This window comes from Corallococcus aberystwythensis (genome assembly GCF_003612165.1).
Taxonomy (GTDB): Bacteria; Myxococcota; Myxococcia; order Myxococcales; family Myxococcaceae; genus Corallococcus; species Corallococcus aberystwythensis.
Genome location: NZ_RAWK01000238.1, coordinates 1 through 15,775, shown reverse-complemented (window position 1 = coordinate 15,775; position 15,775 = coordinate 1). Strand labels below are relative to the sequence as shown.

At 69.8% G+C, this 15,775-nt stretch carries 18 protein-coding genes; 10 read left to right on the top strand and 8 right to left on the bottom strand.

Annotated elements, in window-relative coordinates; genetic code table 11:
* Positions 1–1,040, top strand: a 1,040-nt coding sequence (locus D7W81_RS31235; protein WP_120559056.1) for a PQQ-binding-like beta-propeller repeat protein, incomplete at its 5' end; no start/stop codon positions are given.
* Here D7W81_RS31235 and D7W81_RS31230 read toward each other — a convergent pair.
* The 4 genes from D7W81_RS31230 to D7W81_RS31215 all read right to left on the bottom strand — a co-directional run bounded on the left by D7W81_RS31230 (position 1,034) and on the right by D7W81_RS31215 (position 4,409).
* A complete protein-coding gene (locus tag D7W81_RS31230; RefSeq protein WP_167508122.1) occupies positions 1,034–2,146 on the bottom strand; it encodes a ferrichrome ABC transporter substrate-binding protein in 1,113 nt (370 codons plus the stop codon). The two genes, D7W81_RS31235 and D7W81_RS31230, sit on opposite strands and share 7 nt — an antisense overlap.
* Positions 2,147–2,237: 91 nt before the next feature.
* A complete protein-coding gene (locus D7W81_RS31225) occupies positions 2,238–3,431 on the bottom strand; it encodes an LLM class flavin-dependent oxidoreductase (RefSeq protein ID WP_120559051.1) in 1,194 nt (397 codons plus the stop codon).
* A gap of 99 nt (positions 3,432–3,530) precedes the next feature.
* Positions 3,531–3,953: a hypothetical protein gene (locus D7W81_RS31220; RefSeq protein ID WP_120559050.1), complete on the bottom strand. Its 423-nt coding sequence runs from the start codon at positions 3,951–3,953 to the stop codon at positions 3,531–3,533.
* Between the two features lie 57 nt (positions 3,954–4,010).
* Positions 4,011–4,409, bottom strand: a complete 399-nt coding sequence (locus D7W81_RS31215) for a hypothetical protein (protein ID WP_147445684.1) — start codon at positions 4,407–4,409, stop codon at positions 4,011–4,013.
* Between the two features lie 136 nt (positions 4,410–4,545).
* Between D7W81_RS31215 and D7W81_RS31210 the strand changes: the two genes are divergently transcribed.
* Positions 4,546–4,818 carry a DUF2277 domain-containing protein gene (locus D7W81_RS31210; RefSeq protein WP_120523410.1) on the top strand — a complete coding sequence of 91 codons (273 nt, stop codon included), beginning with the start codon at positions 4,546–4,548 and terminating at the stop codon, positions 4,816–4,818.
* Positions 4,819–4,828: 10 nt separating this feature from the next.
* Complete coding sequence (locus tag D7W81_RS31205; RefSeq protein WP_147445683.1) at positions 4,829–6,241, top strand: hypothetical protein; 1,413 nt, start codon at positions 4,829–4,831, stop codon at positions 6,239–6,241.
* Between the two features lie 9 nt (positions 6,242–6,250).
* Here D7W81_RS31205 and D7W81_RS31200 read toward each other — a convergent pair whose 3' ends face one another.
* The gene (locus D7W81_RS31200) at positions 6,251–7,840 is read right to left on the bottom strand and encodes a family 43 glycosylhydrolase (RefSeq protein ID WP_120559047.1); all 1,590 of its coding nucleotides are present in this window, start codon (positions 7,838–7,840) and stop codon (positions 6,251–6,253) included.
* A 161-nt stretch (positions 7,841–8,001) separates the two neighbouring features.
* On the opposite strand from D7W81_RS31200, the gene D7W81_RS31195 reads away from it, so the two are divergent.
* The 6 genes from D7W81_RS31195 (at position 8,002) to D7W81_RS31170 (ending at position 13,009) form a co-directional block, all read left to right on the top strand.
* Positions 8,002–9,012, top strand: coding sequence for a siderophore ABC transporter substrate-binding protein (locus D7W81_RS31195; RefSeq protein ID WP_120559046.1), 1,011 nt, complete (start codon positions 8,002–8,004; stop codon positions 9,010–9,012).
* Complete coding sequence (locus D7W81_RS31190) at positions 8,975–10,009, top strand: ABC transporter permease (RefSeq protein ID WP_244227547.1); 1,035 nt, start codon at positions 8,975–8,977, stop codon at positions 10,007–10,009. Before D7W81_RS31195 ends, D7W81_RS31190 begins: the two co-directional genes overlap by 38 nt.
* Positions 9,993–10,970 (top strand): iron chelate uptake ABC transporter family permease subunit, encoded by a 978-nt coding sequence (locus D7W81_RS31185; RefSeq protein ID WP_244227546.1) that lies wholly within the window; start codon positions 9,993–9,995, stop codon positions 10,968–10,970. The genes D7W81_RS31190 and D7W81_RS31185 overlap by 17 nt, the downstream gene beginning before the upstream one ends.
* Entirely contained in the window at positions 10,967–11,725 is a 759-nt protein-coding gene (locus D7W81_RS31180; RefSeq protein ID WP_120559044.1) for an iron ABC transporter ATP-binding protein, read from the top strand. Before D7W81_RS31185 ends, D7W81_RS31180 begins: the two co-directional genes overlap by 4 nt.
* 108 nt (positions 11,726–11,833) lie before the next feature.
* A complete protein-coding gene (locus D7W81_RS31175) occupies positions 11,834–12,418 on the top strand; it encodes a hypothetical protein (RefSeq protein ID WP_120559043.1) in 585 nt (194 codons plus the stop codon).
* Positions 12,419–12,505: 87 nt separating this feature from the next.
* On the top strand, positions 12,506–13,009 hold the full coding sequence (locus D7W81_RS31170; protein ID WP_120559042.1) for a nuclear transport factor 2 family protein: 504 nt from the start codon (positions 12,506–12,508) through the stop codon (positions 13,007–13,009).
* 30 nt (positions 13,010–13,039) lie between these two features.
* Here the strand turns inward: D7W81_RS31170 and D7W81_RS31165 are convergent, their stop codons facing one another.
* Entirely contained in the window at positions 13,040–13,963 is a 924-nt protein-coding gene (locus D7W81_RS31165; protein ID WP_158621734.1) for a LysR family transcriptional regulator, read from the bottom strand.
* Between the two features lie 100 nt (positions 13,964–14,063).
* Here D7W81_RS31165 and D7W81_RS44235 point away from each other — a divergent pair, with 100 nt between their 5' ends.
* Positions 14,064–14,507 (top strand): DUF4437 domain-containing protein, encoded by a 444-nt coding sequence (locus tag D7W81_RS44235; protein ID WP_158621733.1) that lies wholly within the window; start codon positions 14,064–14,066, stop codon positions 14,505–14,507.
* Positions 14,508–14,509: 2 nt separating this feature from the next.
* On the opposite strand, the gene D7W81_RS42555 is transcribed toward D7W81_RS44235, so the two are convergent.
* Both D7W81_RS42555 and D7W81_RS31155 read right to left on the bottom strand, forming a co-directional pair.
* The gene (locus D7W81_RS42555; RefSeq protein WP_158616851.1) at positions 14,510–14,680 is read right to left on the bottom strand and encodes a hypothetical protein; all 171 of its coding nucleotides are present in this window, start codon (positions 14,678–14,680) and stop codon (positions 14,510–14,512) included.
* Positions 14,681–14,804: 124 nt separating this feature from the next.
* Positions 14,805–15,602, bottom strand: a complete 798-nt coding sequence (locus D7W81_RS31155) for an intradiol ring-cleavage dioxygenase (protein ID WP_120559053.1) — start codon at positions 15,600–15,602, stop codon at positions 14,805–14,807.
* Positions 15,603–15,775 lie beyond the last annotated feature (173 nt).

Genomic DNA, 15,775 nt, shown 5'->3' with positions numbered 1-15,775 from the left:
CCCCGCGCCCCACCGCCGTCGCCCGTCCCGTTCCGCCGCCTGTCATCCCCGGACCGCCGCCCGAGCCGAAGCCCGCACCCGAGCGCCTCCAGTGGGCGGAGCGGGGCGCGCCCGCGTTCGTGGACGTCAACGGGGATGGGACGGAGGACATCGTCGGCCACGTGATCCGCCACGAAGGAGGCTCCAGTTCCCGGTCCTTCATCGCCGCGTTCGACGGGCGGACGTTCCAGAAGCTCTGGGAGTCGCAGCCCTCGGAGGGTCCGGACGCCTCCAGCCGCACGATGGTCATCGCCCAGAATGGCCGGCTGGTGATGAGCGAGCAGCGCGCCGTGAACCTGCTGGAGCTTGAAACGGGCAAGCGGCTGGGGCGCGTGCCGCTGTCGGACTCGCCGCGCCGGCTCTGCATCCCTCCAGGGGACACGGAGTCCGTCTGGGTGGGGGTGGTCGACAACCAGCACCTGCTCTTCGATACGCGGACCTCCACCGCGAAGCCCTGGCCCCGGGTCCCGAAGGGCTGCGCCACGCCGCCCCTGAGCCCCCAGACGTGCAACATGAGCCGCCCCGCGGCGCACCCCACCTCCTGCGAGCGCTCCAGCTACCCGCCCTCCGACATCCGCGGCTTCTCCACGAAGTACCTCTACCGCTCGGGCGGCTACACGCTGTCGCTGGGCACGCGATGGCCCGGGACGCAGGTGCCCCTGGTGGGGCTGTACGCGCCGGGCAACCGCAAGCCGCTGTGGCACGCCGTCGTGGCGGAGAGGGACCCGCTGGAGCTGCGGGACACCGCGCCGGAGGTGGGGGAAATCACCGAGGACGCCGTGTACGTCGTCTACGAGTTGGAGAAGGGAGGCGCGCGCCTCGTCCGCCGCGACCTGCGCACCGGCGCTGTCGCCTGGGACGTGGCCCTGCCCGAGTCCCACTTCACCTTGACGCCCACCCTCTGGCCCCGGGATGGCCGGGTGTACGTGTCGCAGTGGGGCAACCTGCTGGTGCTGGACGCGGCGACGGGCAGCCGCCTCGGCGGTATCGGAAGTCAGTAGATGGAGATGAGGTGGACCCGCACGCGGGGGTTGCCGAGGTACTCCTCCAGCCGCCAGCGGGTCCGCATCCCGTCCTCGCGGATGCCCACGCCGCCGTCCGCGGGGGCCTCCGCGCTGGCGAGCGCATCACGCAGTTGGGACACGGCCCAGCGGTCGAACTTCGGGTCCCCGGAGCCCTCCAGCACCTGGAGGTCTATCAGGCTGCCGTCACGCGCCTGCCGCACCTCCACGATGGCGACGAGCGCGAGCACGGGGGCCGTGACGTCGACCATGTACATGTCCGCCGCGCGCCCGGCCTCCACCGCCGCGCGCAGCCGGTCGGACGTTTCGCGGCGGACGTCCCGCTCCTGGGGCGCGAAGGGAGTGCCCGTCTTGCCGAACCGCTCGATGGACTCCAGCTGCTCGCGCTTCAGCCGGTCGCTGAGCACCTGGGTATTGGGAGGGGGCGGGTTCACCAGCCGCTCGGAGAAGCCCTGGCGCAGCTTCGCGAAGTACGGAGGCGTCGCGCCGGTGGCCCGCGCGGACGCGGTCGCATCCTTGGCCCAGCCGTCCACGCGCTGACGCGCCTCCTCCGCCTCACGGGCCGCCAGCGCCTTGGGGTCCGGCGCCGAGCCCGGGACGTTGCGAAGCGTCCGCCCCGTCGACGGAGGTCCCTTCAAGAGTCCACCGCCCAGGAGCCCGGGCGGTTCCAACTGGAGCGGGACATCCCGGACCGGAGGAGACGCGCGCTCGGGTGCTTCCGCGAGGGGCTCCGGAGCACCGTCCCCGGCCGTCGCGGGAGCCTTGGCAGGCGCTTCGTCCTTCTCCCGCGCGTGGGCGGAGGGCCCGCGCTCCGCCAGGTGCGCCGGTGCGTCGTCCTTCTGCCGCGCGCTCGCGGGCGGCTTGCGCTCCGAAGGGTGTCCTGGCGAGCGCGGGGCGGGCTGCTCCTCCACGGCCGCAGGCGGCTCCGCGCGCGGGGCCCGCGTCACGATCTCCACCTCGACGACCCGCGCTGGCGCGTGGCGCCGGACGCTGGCGGACGGGCTCCGCGACAGCGCCACGAGGAGCGCCGCGTGCAGGAGCCCGGACACCCCGAGCAGGAGGAACAGCTGAGAACGGCGGGACACGAAGGTCAGCTTGCTCCGTCCCGCCGCGCGGGAGAAGTGGCGCGGAGCGTGAGCGTGGGACCGCCGCGCTCCCCTGCCCTCTCCTCGCCCGCTACGGCGCCGCCGGTGTCTTGAATTCCGGAATGAGCTCGCCCGTGAGCCGGATGCTCTTCAGGACCTTGTCGTGCGCCAGCGCGCCCACCTGGTGGAAGGACATGAGCGCGTCGATGCCCAGCGCCTGGTAGCGCTTGAGCCCCGCGCGCACCTGGTCCTGCGTCCCGACGATGAGCGAGTCCTGCGCGCTCAAGACCTCCCAGACCTGCTCATCCGGCACGCTCTCACCGGACATGATGCGGCCCAGCAGGCGCTGGGCCTGGGACTGCGGCGCGTTCGGGTCCTTCTTGCGCAGGTACTGGCCCGTCAGGCCTCCGCCCGCCGGGTCCTTCGCCAGCACCTCCAGCTCCGCGGCCGTCTTCACGAAGGCATCCTTCGCCTCGAAGAAGGTGAACGACCCGCTCGTGTACCAGGCGGCGGCCCTCGCGGCGCCGTTCTCCATCGCCTCGCGTTCGCTGTCCGCGCAGTGCACGAAGGTGAAGAAGGCGACCTGGTCGTTGACGAAGGCGCCCACCGGCTCGCAGCGCGTGCGCAGCGCCTCGCGGTAGATGTGGATCATCTCCGCCACCTCTTCCGGAGAGGCCCAGAGCGTCACCCCCAGCGCGCCCACGCCGTTGCGCCCCGCCTGTTCGAACGACGCGGGGCTGGAGCACGCCTGCCACAGCGGCGGGTGCGGCTTGCGGTACGGCTTCGGGACGACGGTGACGTCCTTGAGCTTCAGGTCCGGCCCATCCCAGGAGACCTTGTCCTGGGTCCACAGCTTCGGCACCAGCTCGAAGGCCTGCTGCATCTGCCCGCGCGTGGAGTCAGGCTCGATGTTGAAGGTGCGCCACTCCGGAATGGTGCTGCGCGCCAGCCCCAGCTGGAAGCGGCCTCCGCTCAGGTGGTCGATGAAGGCCGCGCGCTCCGCGATGCGGATGGGGTGGTTGAAGCGCGTGGGCGCCAGCACCGACGAGTGTCCGACGTGCAGGTTCTTCGTGCTCCGCGCGATGGCGGTGAGCATGACCTCCGGCGCGGAGCTGTAGCTGAACTCCACGGCGGTGTGGTGCTCCACCTGCCACCAGACGCCGTAGCCCATCTCATCCGCCAGCCGCGCCTGCTCCAGCGTCTCCTGGATGATCTGGTGCTCGTGGTCCGGACCGCTCCAACGTTCCTTCGGGTGCTGCATCTCCGAAAAGATATCCAGCCGCATGGGGCCCCCCTTTGAAATCAGGTTGAGCCGAGTTTACAACGAGTGCGGCTTCCGCGCCGTCCGGAGCCACAGGGCTCCGGACGGCGTGGAGTCAGGCCGTCAATTCGCCCAGTGGACCTTGCCCAGGCCGGCGGGGATCAGGTCGCAGACGTAGACGGTGTCGTCGTACGGGTAGTTGTCATACACGCCCCGCGCGGGGATGCAGCGCGCCTGGTTGGGCTGGGGCGCGTTGAACTCCGCGGCCAGCTGCTGGCAATAGGCGTTGTCGCCCGAGCCGCCGCACTCCTCGGTGCACTGGTCCGCGCGGATCCAAGACGGGTTGTAGAGCGGGTACGAGTCCGCCTCCCTCCAGCACAGGCCCGTCGCGCACTGGGTGTCCGCCGAACAGCCCTGGCCCACGGCGTTGAGGCCCTGCTCCTGCTGCGTGGGCGCGGGGGTCTGCTGCTCGGGGGCCGCGCTGCCGCCACAGGCGAGCATCGCGAACGAGAAGAGGGTCACGGGAACGGCGAAGAGCTTCCGCATCGGGGAGAACCTTTCCAGGAGAGAGGAGAGTCGAGAGAGAACCACATCTGGTCGTGACTACGGCCCGTCCGGGGGAAGGGTGCAGGTCCACGTGTTGTCGAACTTGCAGTAGCAGCCGCCCGTGGGCAGTCCGCTCAGACAGCACTGCCGCTCGGCGCCGGGAGAAGCACAGGAGGTGCCGTCAATGAACGTGCACGTGTTGGCCTTCGTGCAGGGCGGAGGAGGCAACGGGCAATAATGGTAGAGGCCGTCGCACTGCACATACTGGCCGTCGACGGAGGAGCACGAACTCCCCGAGCACGACACCGACAGCCCCGACGCACAGGCCGCCGAACAGGTGGACAAGGCGCTGGAGGACTGCCCCAGCTCCTCCGCCACGTCGCCAGAATCCGTTCCACCACAGGCAGCCAGCGTCGCGATGACCAGTGCCGCGAACACACCCGATACAAGCTTCATGCGGAACACCCTTTCTTGCAGGTACATCCGGCTAGACAGTTTATCCTCATAAGAGCTGGCTCGATAGGGTTCACCCGGACGGCGGAAGCGGGGGCGTGGGGTACGCTGGCGGCACTTCACGAAGAGGGACCCGCCCATGTGCCGGAGCATCAAGACGCTGTTCAACTTCGAGCCCCCCGCGTCCGACGCGGAGGTGCGGGCGGCGGCCCTTCAGTTCGTGCGGAAGTTGAGCGGCACCAGCGCCCCCTCCAAGGCGAACGAGGAGGCGTTCAACCGCGCCGTGGAGGACGTCACCGAGGTCGCGCGCCGGCTGATGGACTCGCTGGTGACCACCGCGCCGCCGCGCAACCGCGACATGGAGGCCATGAAGGCGAAGCTGCGGTCCGCGAAGCGCTTCGCCCCGCGCTAACGTGCTCCCCATGTTCCTCGCATCGCTGCTGTCCGTGTTCGCTGGCGCCTGGATGTTCGCGGCGGCGCCGTTCACCGTCACGATGAAGTCCGCGGGCTACTCCGCCCGTTCGGATGGCGAGACGGTCACCATCACCCGCGTGGAGCCGAAGAGCGTCGCCAAGGAGGCGAAACTCCGGGTGGGCATGAAGGTGAAGCGCATCACCATGCCGGCCCGGGCCTTCATCAAGGTGCCCCTGGCCCAGCTTGACGCGACGGACCTGCAGGACGCGCTGACGCCCCAGCCCGCCGAGTCCCTCTGGCTCCAGGTGGAACCGCCCCCCAAGGGCACCACCCAGGTCATCCTCAAGAGCCGCGAGCCCCTCCCCGACAATCCGTTCCCCAGCATCCCGCTGACGCAGGCCCGGTTGGAACGCCTGACCCCAATGCAGTCCGGGCTCTATTACGCGAGGCTCCAGCAAGCGTTCCTGGAGGAGCCTGAGCAGCCCCGGCTCGAATTCAAACAGGACACCACTGCCTATGTGATGAAGGGGAAGCTCGTGGGAGTGGAGGGCGGCGGCGCCACGTCCCTCTGGCTCCACCCGAGCCTCGACATGAAGACCACCTGCCGCACCGGCCTGGAGAAGCTGGAGCTGAGCGGCACCGTGAAGGGCTTCGACTTCACCCTGCAGCCGGAGGGCGCCCGCCACGATGGGGAGCCCTTCGCAGTGGCCCCGGCGCTCTGGCCAATCCCGAACGTCCTCCAGCAGTGTGCTGGCAGCCCCAAGCCCCTCGAGAAGTCCCTGCACGTCAAGCTGACCTGCAAGGGCAAGCCCCCGCTGGAGCGCGACGTCACCGTGAAGCTGGCGGTGCGCTGTGACATTCCCTCGCCGGTGATCCGGCAGCCCCTGGCCCTGCGGGAGCCGCGGAACTTCAGGGTGGGAGACAAGACCCCGCTCCAGGTGCAGGTATCCGCGCATCAGCTCATCCCCCGCCCCACCGAGGCGACGCTGGTGGAGGTGGACGCCGAGGGCCAGGTGACCCGGCGTCTGGCTCCGCTCCCCATGGGGAAGAACGCCCACGAGTCGAGCCTCCAGGTCGAGGTCCCGCTGGACACGACGGTGGCGCGCACCGCGAGGCTGGCGCTGGAGGCGCGCTTCCCTGACGGAAGCACCTGGCTCAGCGAGCCACAGACACGGGAGATCCGCACCCCGGCACAGGTGGAAGAACTGCGCCGGGAGGCGGCCGGGGCCAACGCGAGGACCTCCGCATTCCTGGAGGACCTCGACGACAAGTTCGGCGTTCCCTGTGACGACATGCCCACCACGCTGAAGTGGATCCTGGCCCATCCCTCCATCGAGTCCGCGCGTGGGGGAGGCCGGAAGCTCCACTACAAGGTGAAGGGCAGCACCGACTTCCACGTCTTCATGTGCGACTACGACTGAGCCCAAGGCTCAGGGGATGTTGATGCGCGAGTGCAGGGCCCGTCCGTCGTATGCAACCGCGCCGCAGCGCGCATGGGCCCAGTCCCCGTTCACGGCGGAGCACACGCGGAAGGCCTGGATGTTGGAGGCCGGCACGTTGATGCCCGGCGTGTCGCAACGCCCCTGGTAGGTCCACGCGAGACTCTTGTTCACGGAGCCCACCCCGATGCACGGGCCAATCCACGCGCCCGTGTCGCGCCGCTGCACGTCGATGGAGTACTGGGCCGGGGTCTCCTCCTCGCTCCACTCCAGGTCCACGAAGGGCGTGACGCCGCCGGGCAGCTCCAGCGACACGTCGTCGGAGATGCCGTCATAGGCCTTCTCCACGAAGGGCCCCCAGACGTTGTTGTTGGAATAGAAGATGCGGAACGCGGCGATCTCCCCCTTCGTCACCACGCGGTCCCCGGCGCTGCGGCACACGCCGTCGAACACCGTCTTGTTGGCCTGCCCCAGCAGCGTCACGGACGTGCACGGCCCCACCACCGACCCGTCGCGCAGCACGACGTCCAGCGAATAGCTGTACCCGGCGAGCCGGTTCCACCGGACGCTCACCTGGTTGAGCGACGTCATCGCCCCGTCCGCCTTGAACGCGACGCGCTGCTTGTACGTGCTGCGCGAGGTGAGGTTGCCCGCGCTGTCGAAGGCGCCCTGGTGGAAGATGTTGAAGTACTCGCCCCGCCGCTCGACGATGACGTTGTGGCCGTGGGACTGCACCAGCCGGCCCGCGGAGTTCCTCAGGGGCAGCGACTGCCGCCGCACCGCCCGCGCCCGCGTGAGCTGGGGGATGGTGTCCGCCATCACGTAGTACATGGCGTACTGGCTGTTGTACCAACCGCCGCTGAAGACCATGTAGTAGCGCCCGTCGCGCTTGAAGAGCTCCGGCGCCTCGTTGATGCCCTCTTCGTAGGCCGGCGTCGCGAACACCGCCGGGCCCGCGTGGTTGTAGACGGTGCCGGGCGCGGCCAGCTTGAACGAGGAGATGTTGTTGCCGTTCTGGAACCAGACATAGAAGAGCCAGCGGTCCGCGCCGTCGTTGAACGTCGCCGAGTCGATGCGGATGTTCCGGTTGCACCCCTGCGGCAGGCACGCCGTGCCCGTGGTGGTGCGCGGCCAGGTGGTGTTGGCGTTGAGCGGCTGGGGCGCGCCGAAGGCCAGGTTCAGGTCCGGCGCCGTGGCGACGAAGGTCGTCACCTCCTGGCCGGCCGGTGGACACGCCGCGCCGTTGGGCACCCGGTGGCCGGAGAAGTGGAGCTGGTAGACGCTGCCCGTCTTGCTCAGGTCCGGCGCCCAGAGGAAGCAGTAGTCGTAGGTTGGATCCGCCGCGGACGGGCTGTAGTCGCGCTTGAAGCGGAACGCCGTCAGGTCGTTCGACTCATACAGCGGCAGCACCACCCCGTTGCCGGTGCCGGTGAGGAAGAACAGGTCGTCGTTCTCCTTGTAGACGTCCGGATCCGCCAGCCACTGCATGAGCAGCGTGCGCCCGTTGTCCTGCGCGTGGGCGGTCCCGGCGAGGGACGTGGAGAGAAGGGACCACAGCAGGACGGCTCGGACGGGCTTCATGAGGCCTCTCCATGGAAGTCTTGAAATTCCAGCTTCCAGGGAAGGCCCGGGCGGCGCAAGCCCGATGGTTTTTGACCGTCCGGCGGCGATCCGCTATATCCCAACTTCGATAATGAATATCAATTTCATTTGATATCACCTTCTCTGGATTGCCTTCAACCGTGAGCACCTCTCCCCGGCGGTTCCCTCCCCTCCTCGTGGCCCTCATCGGGGTCGCGGTCCTCGCGCTCGTGCTCTTCGGTCTGCGGGCCCCGCGCGCTCCGGCGCCGGCCGCCGTGCCGGAAGCCGCGGCGGCGGCCCCTGCTCCGGGAGCGGGCCGGACCATCCCCCACGCGCAGGGCAGCACCGTCGTGGCCCCGAACCCGAAGAAGGTCGTGGTGTTCGACCTGGCGACGCTGGACACGCTGGACGCGCTGGGGGTGGAGGTGCAGGGCGTGGCAGGGGAGTACTTCCCCGGCCCGCTGGCGAAGTACGCGGACGCGAAGAAGTACCCGCGCTTCGGAACGCTCTTCGAGCCCGACTACGAGGCCCTCCACGCCGCCCGTCCCGACCTGGTCATCACCGGCGGCCGCTCCAGTGCCCGGTACGCGAAGCTCGCCGCCATGGTCCCCACCATCGACCAGGTCACGGACGACGCGCACTTCCTGGTCACGGTGGAGGGCAACACGGAGCGGCTGGCCGCCATCTTCGACAAGCAGGAGCAGGCGCGCACCCTGCTGGAGGGGCTGCACCAGTCCATCGCGACGCTGAAGGGGACCACCGCCAGCCGGGGCAAGGGGCTCATCGTCCTGACGTCCGGCGGCCGGATGAGCGCCTACGGGCCGGGCTCGCGTTTTGGCGTGCTGCACGACACCTTCGGCATCCCGCCCGCGGCCCCGTCGCTCAAGGCGTCGCTGCACGGGGAGGCCGTCGGCTCGGAGTTCATCCTGGAGACCAACCCGGAGTGGCTGTTCGTCATCGACCGGGACGCGGCCATTGGCGAGGGCGGCGGCGCGCAGCGGCTGCTGGACAACGAGCTGGTGCGCCAGACGGCGGCCTGGAAGCAGGGGCAGGTCGTGTACCTGGAGCCCGCCAACACCTACCTCCTTGGCGGCGGCATCCATTCCATGCGGCGCCTGCTGGAGCAGATCTCCGATGTCTACGCGAAGCCCCGACAGCCCCCCGCTCCCTGAGCCGGCCTTCGCACTCCCCGGGCCCGTGGCCTCCCTGCCGCTGCTCTTCGTGGCCGGGCTCGCGGTGCTGGTGCTCGCGGGCGCCAGCCTCCTCATTGGCGTGAGCCACGTGTCGTGGGACGCGCTCCTGGCGCCGGCGGAGAACCAGCGCGCCGTGCAGGTGCTGGTCATCAGCCGCGTGCCGCGCACGCTGGCCCTGGTGCTGGCGGGCATGTCCCTGGCCGTGGCGGGCCTCATCATGCAGATGCTCGCGCGCAACCGCTTCGTGGAGCCCTTCACGGCGGGCACGGCGGAGTCCGCGAGCCTGGGCCTGCTCGCGGTGACCATCTTCGCCCCCGGCATCCCCATCCTCGCCAGGACGGCCGTCGCCGCGGGCTTCTCCATGGCGGGCACGGCGCTGTTCCTGCTCATCCTCCGGCGCATCCCGCTGCGCTCGGCGCTCGTGGTGCCCGTCGTGGGGCTGGTGCTGGGCGCCATCTTCGACGCGGCGACGACGTTCTTCGCCTACCGCTTCTCCCTGCTGCAGTCGCTGATGGCCTGGACCACGGGCGACTTCTCCAGCGTGCTGCGCGGCCGGTACGAGCTGCTCTGGGGCGCCTTCGTGCTGACGGTCCTCGCCTACGTCGTCGCGGACCGCTTCACCGTCGCCGGCATGGGCGAGGCCTTCACCACCAACCTGGGCTTGAGCCACCCGGGCATCGTGGCGCTGGGGCTGGCCATCGTGGCCATGGTTACCGCAGTGGTGGTGGCCACCGTGGGGATGATTCCCTTCATCGGGCTCGTGGTGCCCAACGTCGTCAGCCTCATCGTGGGCGACAACGCGCGCCGCTCCATCCCCTGGGTGGCGGTGATGGGCGCGGGCTTCGTGCTCCTGTGCGACATCGCCGGGCGGGTGGTGCGCCAGCCCTACGAGATTCCGGTGGGCACGGTGGCGGGCGTGGTGGGCAGCCTGCTCTTCCTCCACCTGCTCTTCCGGAGGGATGACCGTGCCGGCTAGCGCGCTGCGCCTGGAGGGCCACGCTCAGCGGCTCTTGCTGCTGGGCGGGCTGGCCGCCGTCTGCGTCGGGGTGTTCATGACCGTGGACGCGGGCGGCCAGTGGGACTTCGTGCTGCCGTTCCGCGCGCGCAAGGTCGCCACGGTGCTGCTGGTGGGCTACGCCATCGCCGTCTCCACGGTGCTGTTCCAGACCGTGACGGAGAACCGCGTCCTGACGCCCGCCATCATGGGCTTCGACACGCTCTACCTGCTGTTGCAGACGGGCCTGCTCTTCTTCCTGGGCGCGCGCACGGTGGCGAGCCTGGACACCCGGCTGCTGTTCACGGTGGAGGTCGCCATCATGGTGGGCTTCTCCGCGGTGCTGCACCGCTGGCTGTTCGAGGGCGGCCGGCGCAGCGTCCACCTGCTGCTGCTGACGGGCGTGGTGCTGGGCGTGCTGTTCCGCAGCCTGTCCAGCTTCCTCCAGCGCCTCATCGCGCCGGGCGAGTTCGACTTCCTGCAGGACCGCTTCTTCGCCAGCTTCAACAACCCGGACCCGGACCTGCTCATCGTCTCCGCGGGGATGACCGTGGGCGCGTCCGCCCTGGGCTTCCACCTGCTGCGCGCCTGCGACGTGCTGAACCTGGGCCGCGACGTGGCCATCAACCTGGGCGTGGACCACCGCCGCACGGTGTCGCGCCTCCTGGCGGTGGTGGCGGTGCTGGTGTCGGTGTCCACGGCGCTGGTGGGGCCCGTCACGTTCTTCGGCCTGCTGGTGGCGAACCTGGCGCACGGGCTGGTGCGCTCCCACCGTCACGCCCACGTGCTGCCGGCGGCCGTGTTCCTCGCGGTGATTGGCCTTCTGGGCGGTCAGCTGGTGCTGGAGCGCGTCTTCTCCTTTGGCGCCAACCTGCGCGTCATCATCGAGTTCCTGGGCGGCCTCATGTTCATCACCCTGCTCATGCGAGGCGCGCTGCGATGATTGAAGCCCGGAACGTGTCCCGCCGCTATGGCGACACCCTGGTGGTGGACGACGTCACGCTGAAGCTCCCGGAGCGCGGCGTGACGTCCATCATCGGCCCCAATGGCGCCGGCAAGTCCACCCTGCTGTCCATGGTGAGCCGCCTGCTGCCGCTGTCCTCCGGCACGGTGCTGGTGGACGGCATGGACGTGACCCGCACGCCCGGCGACGCGCTGGCGCGCAGGCTGGCCATCCTGCGGCAGGACAACGCCGTCACCTCCCGGCTCACCGTGCGCGACCTGGTGACGTTCGGCCGCTACCCGCATTCCAGGGGCCGCCCCACGGTGGAGGACCGCGCCTTCGTGGAGGGCGCCCTCGCCCACCTGGGACTGGAGCCCATTGCCCACCGCTTCCTGGATGAGCTGTCCGGCGGCCAGCGCCAGCGCGCCTTCGTGGCCATGGTGCTCTGCCAGGACACGCACTACGTCCTCCTGGACGAGCCGCTCAACAGCCTGGACATGAAGCACGCCGTGGCCATGATGAAGGAGCTGCGGCGCGCGGCGGACACGCTGGGCAAGTGCGTGGTGCTGGTGCTGCACGACCTCAACTACGCCTCCTGCTACTCCGACCACGTCGTCGCCATGCGCGCCGGGAAGGTCGCCTTCCAGGGGACGCCGGAGGAGCTCATGCGCCCCGACGTGCTGCGCGGCATCTACGACCTGGACATCGACATCCACCTGCTCGACGGAAAGCGCATCGCGGTCCACTACCGCTGACGCGCGACCACGACACACGCGTCGTGGTTGGAGTTGACGGACGGTGGGGCCGGGGAATGTTTCCCTCTGTGAAGTCGTGGCATCGGGCTTGCTCCTGTCCGCGGCACCATGCCCCACCACCAAGACACCGCTCCGAAGTCCCGCCTGCGTCACTGGGCCTCCCGTCTGGCGCTCCTGGTTGCCTGCGTCAGCGTCGTCGCGACATCGCAGGCCACGTCCGAGTCCGTGTCCTCCGCCCCCTACACGGGCGCCCCGCGCACCCTCACCTCCGATGCCCCCCGGGTCACGATTCCGCTCGTCATGCGGGCCACGACCTCCAAGTCGCCAGACAAGTTCGTCGAAGCGGAGATGCTGGTGGAGTTCAAGCTCCGGTGGACGCCCGCGGACCCCAACCAGACGGAGAAGCCTGTGTTCCGCGCCATGCTCCGCGAAAGCGGGACGGACTTCTCTGGCCAGGAAAACTACGGCCCGGTGACCGCGGGGCGGTTGACGCCGCTGGATGTGCGCATGTCCCTCCCGCGCGACTGCAAGCTGGGGACGCGCTGCGAGTGGCTCACGGACCTGAACCTCGAGCTGCAGGCCAACGGCATCGCCGGCACCCTGGAGGTGGAGTGGACGGCGACGGGCAGCGCGTTCGTGGTGGACACCAGCAGCACGCCCAGGAACTTCACCGTCACCCTCTCGGAGCCGTAAGCCCCGGCGCCCCGGGTGTCTGGGGTTGATCCGCTCCCACGGAGAGTGAAAGCCTGCGCATCCCCCCTTCCCGAAAGGCAGACATCGATGCGCGAGAAGAACCTGGAGTACACGCTGGATTGGATTGCCATCCAGGAGCTGGTGGCCGAGTACGGGCAGGCCATCGACCATGGCAAGGACACGGGCGACTGGACCCGGTGGGAGCGGGTCTTCGCCCCGGAGGTGACGTCGGACTACTCCCGCTTCATGGGGGTGCCGCCCTCCACCGCGCCGCGCGCCGTGCTGGCGCAGTTCGGCAACAAGGCATTGGAATGCTTCAGCCGGGTGCAGCACTCCACGGCCAACACCGTGCGCACGGAGTTCACCAGCGACACGCGCGCGACGGTGCACGCCTACGCGGAGGTCTCCCACTTCTTCACCATGGACGGCTTTCCCCAGGAGTGGACCCTGGTGGGGCGCTACACGCACGAGGTGGTGAAGACCGCCGCGGAGGGCTGGCGCATCCAGAAGGTCACGCTGGATCCCATCCACCACCGGGGCAACCTGCTGGGCCTGGAGTTCGCCCGCGGCAAGCGGCTCGGCACCCCGTGAGGGCCTGACGCGCGGTGAGGCGGAAGGGCCTCACCGCGCGCGCTTCTTCCGGGGCCTGGCGGGAGGCTTCGCCAGCGCCTCCGCCTGCGCCCGGATGGTCTCCGCCAGGAAGTCCACCACCGCGCGCACCCGCGCGTTGTGGGCCAGGTCCTCGTGGAACACCAGCCACACGGTCCGCTCCAGCTCCGGCAGGGCCTCACGCAGGGGAACGAGCTCCGCGTGCAGGTGGCCGAAGTACGCCGGCAACAGCGCCACGCCCAGCCCCTCGCGCGCCGCCTGGAGCAGCCCCAGGATGGACGTGAGCCGCACGGAGACGGTGGCCTTCGCCGCGTGCACGTCCAGCCACTTCGACTCCGGCCAGCGCCGTGAGTCCTGCGCGTAGCCCACCACGGCGTGCCCCTGGAGCCCCGTGTCGAAGCGCACCGGCCCCCGGCGGGCCAGGTACGCCTTCGACGCGAAGGGCACGACACCGATGGCAGCCACCTTCCGGGCCCGCAGCGACGCCTCCTGGGGCCGGACCAGCCGGATGGCGACGTCCGCCTCCCGGCGCACCAGCGACAGGGACTCGTAACCGGAGAGCAGCTGCAACTCGATTTCCGGATGCCGCGCCCCGAAGCCGGCCAGCCACGGCAGCACGTTGTGGACCAGGAACGAGTCCGTCGCGGTGACCGTCACCGGCCCGGAGGGGCGCAGGTCCTCACCGCTGGCGAGCCGCTCCACCCGCAGCGCCTCCGCCTCCACCGCTTCCGCGGCCGGAAGGATGCGCAGCGCCACCGCCGTGGGTTTCAGGCCCGTGGGGGTCCGGTCGAAGAGGTGCGCCCCCAGCTCCTTCTCCAGCACGGCCAGGCGCCGGCCCACCGTGGTCTGGTCCACCTTCAACCGCCGCGCCGCCGCGGAGAGGTTCCCCTCCCTCGCGATGGCCAGGAAGTGCCGCAGGTCGCTCCATTCGGGCATGGCCTGCATTCTCGCAGAGGCGCTCTGCGCAAACGGGCATTTTCGCAGACCCGCTCCGCCGCCATCCTCCCCGGCGTTTCCTTCCACCGAGGAGTCCCCCGTGAAGACCCTGCCCAAGCTCGTCGCCGCCGTCGCCGTCGTCTCCGCGTTCACCTTCGCCGCCGCCAAGGGGAAGGAGCCCGCCGCGTTCCAGCAGACCGCCTATGACAAGCTCACCTGGACGGAGATGATGCCCGGCGGCCCGTCCGTGCACGTCCTCTGGGGCGACATGAAGAAGGGCCCGTACGCCCTGCTGATGAAGTTCCCCGCCGGGTTCGACTCCGGGCCGCACACCCACTCCGCCAGCTACCACGGCGTGCTGGTGAAGGGCCGCATGACGAACACCAGCGAGGGCGCCGCCGAAGCGGGCGCGGTGGAGGCCGGCAGCACCTGGGACCAGCCCGGCAAGGTGGTGCACCGCAACCAGTGCGCGGCGGACGCCGAGTGCGTGATGCTCATCGCCCAGGACAAGCCCTTCGACTTCGCGCCCGCCAAGGCGAAGTAGGCTCAGCGCGAGTCGCGGCGCTTCTGCTGCCGGGCGAACTCCGCCCGCAGGGCGCCGCCAATGCGCTTGCCCGTCACCTTCGTGGACTTGCGGATCTTCTCGTAGTCCTTCGTCTGCTGGATGTAGCCACCCCGGTGCTTCTTCGAGGTGGTGTCCTTCGGAGGCTGGAACATCGGCAGGGCTCCTGTTCGGGTGGGGGCCACGGCGGTCTTCCGTGAAGATGCATCACGTCCCCGGGGGTTGCCATCTCACCCGGACGCGGTGCGGGCGGGCAGGCGGGCCCGCCCGGCCGGCGCGTCAGACCTTGATGCCCACCACCAGGGAGGCGGCGTAGCCGTCCGTGGTGTTGCCCGTCACCGTGGCCAGCTGCGTGGACGCGCCGTCGCTGAAGACGTTGTCGCTGGAGAGCGAAACCTGGTTGAGGTTGCGGACGCTCTGCGAATAGCCGGACGTCGCGTAGACCGCCTCGCAGACGTCCTCCGGCAGGGCCAGCTGGGACGTGGCGACCTTGTTGCGGGAGGAGGAGGTCGCCTCCACCGAGGGATAGATTTCAAAGTGGATGTGCGGCCAGCGTCCGCTGTAGCAGGCGGGGAAGATGCTGGTGAAGGTCACCTTGCCCTCCTCATCCGTCACCTGCACGCCGCGCAGGTAGTTCTCGCCGGTGACGCCCGGCGAGTACATGGAGTACCGGCCCGCCTGGTCGCAGTGCCACAGGTAGATGGCGTAGCCGCGCAGGGGCGTGCAGCTGTCGTCGCTGGCCACCAGCGTGAGCGTGACGGTGAGAGGGATGCCCGCCGCGACGCCGCTCGCGCCCGCGATGCTGGCGCGGAGGTCGCTCCGGATGATGCCCGACAGCGCCAGGGCGTTGGCCCCGTTGGAGCCGTCACCGGGATAGGGACCGGCCGTCTCCTCCGGAATCCTTGCGCAGCCGGACGCGGCCCCGCCGCCGCCGGAGTCCGTGCCTCCACAGCCGATGATGGGAATGAGGGGGGTGAAGGCCATCCAGCGCAGCAGCTCCCGCCGGTCCGTGCGCTTCGCCAGGACCCGCAGGTCCTGCTGGAGTCCGTGGTGGTGATTGCGTTCGTCGTCGCTCATGCGCATTGCCCCCTTGGGAATGAGCGTGACGGTAGGGCAAAGGTCTTAAGAGCCTATTTCGGTAGGGAAGAAGGTCGGCCACCTGCCGGGTTGAAGAGGCAGGAGGACGCGGCCATGGGGTAGTGAAGAAGGACGACGGCTGGCGAGTGCCGGATGAGCTGTGGCGACGCATC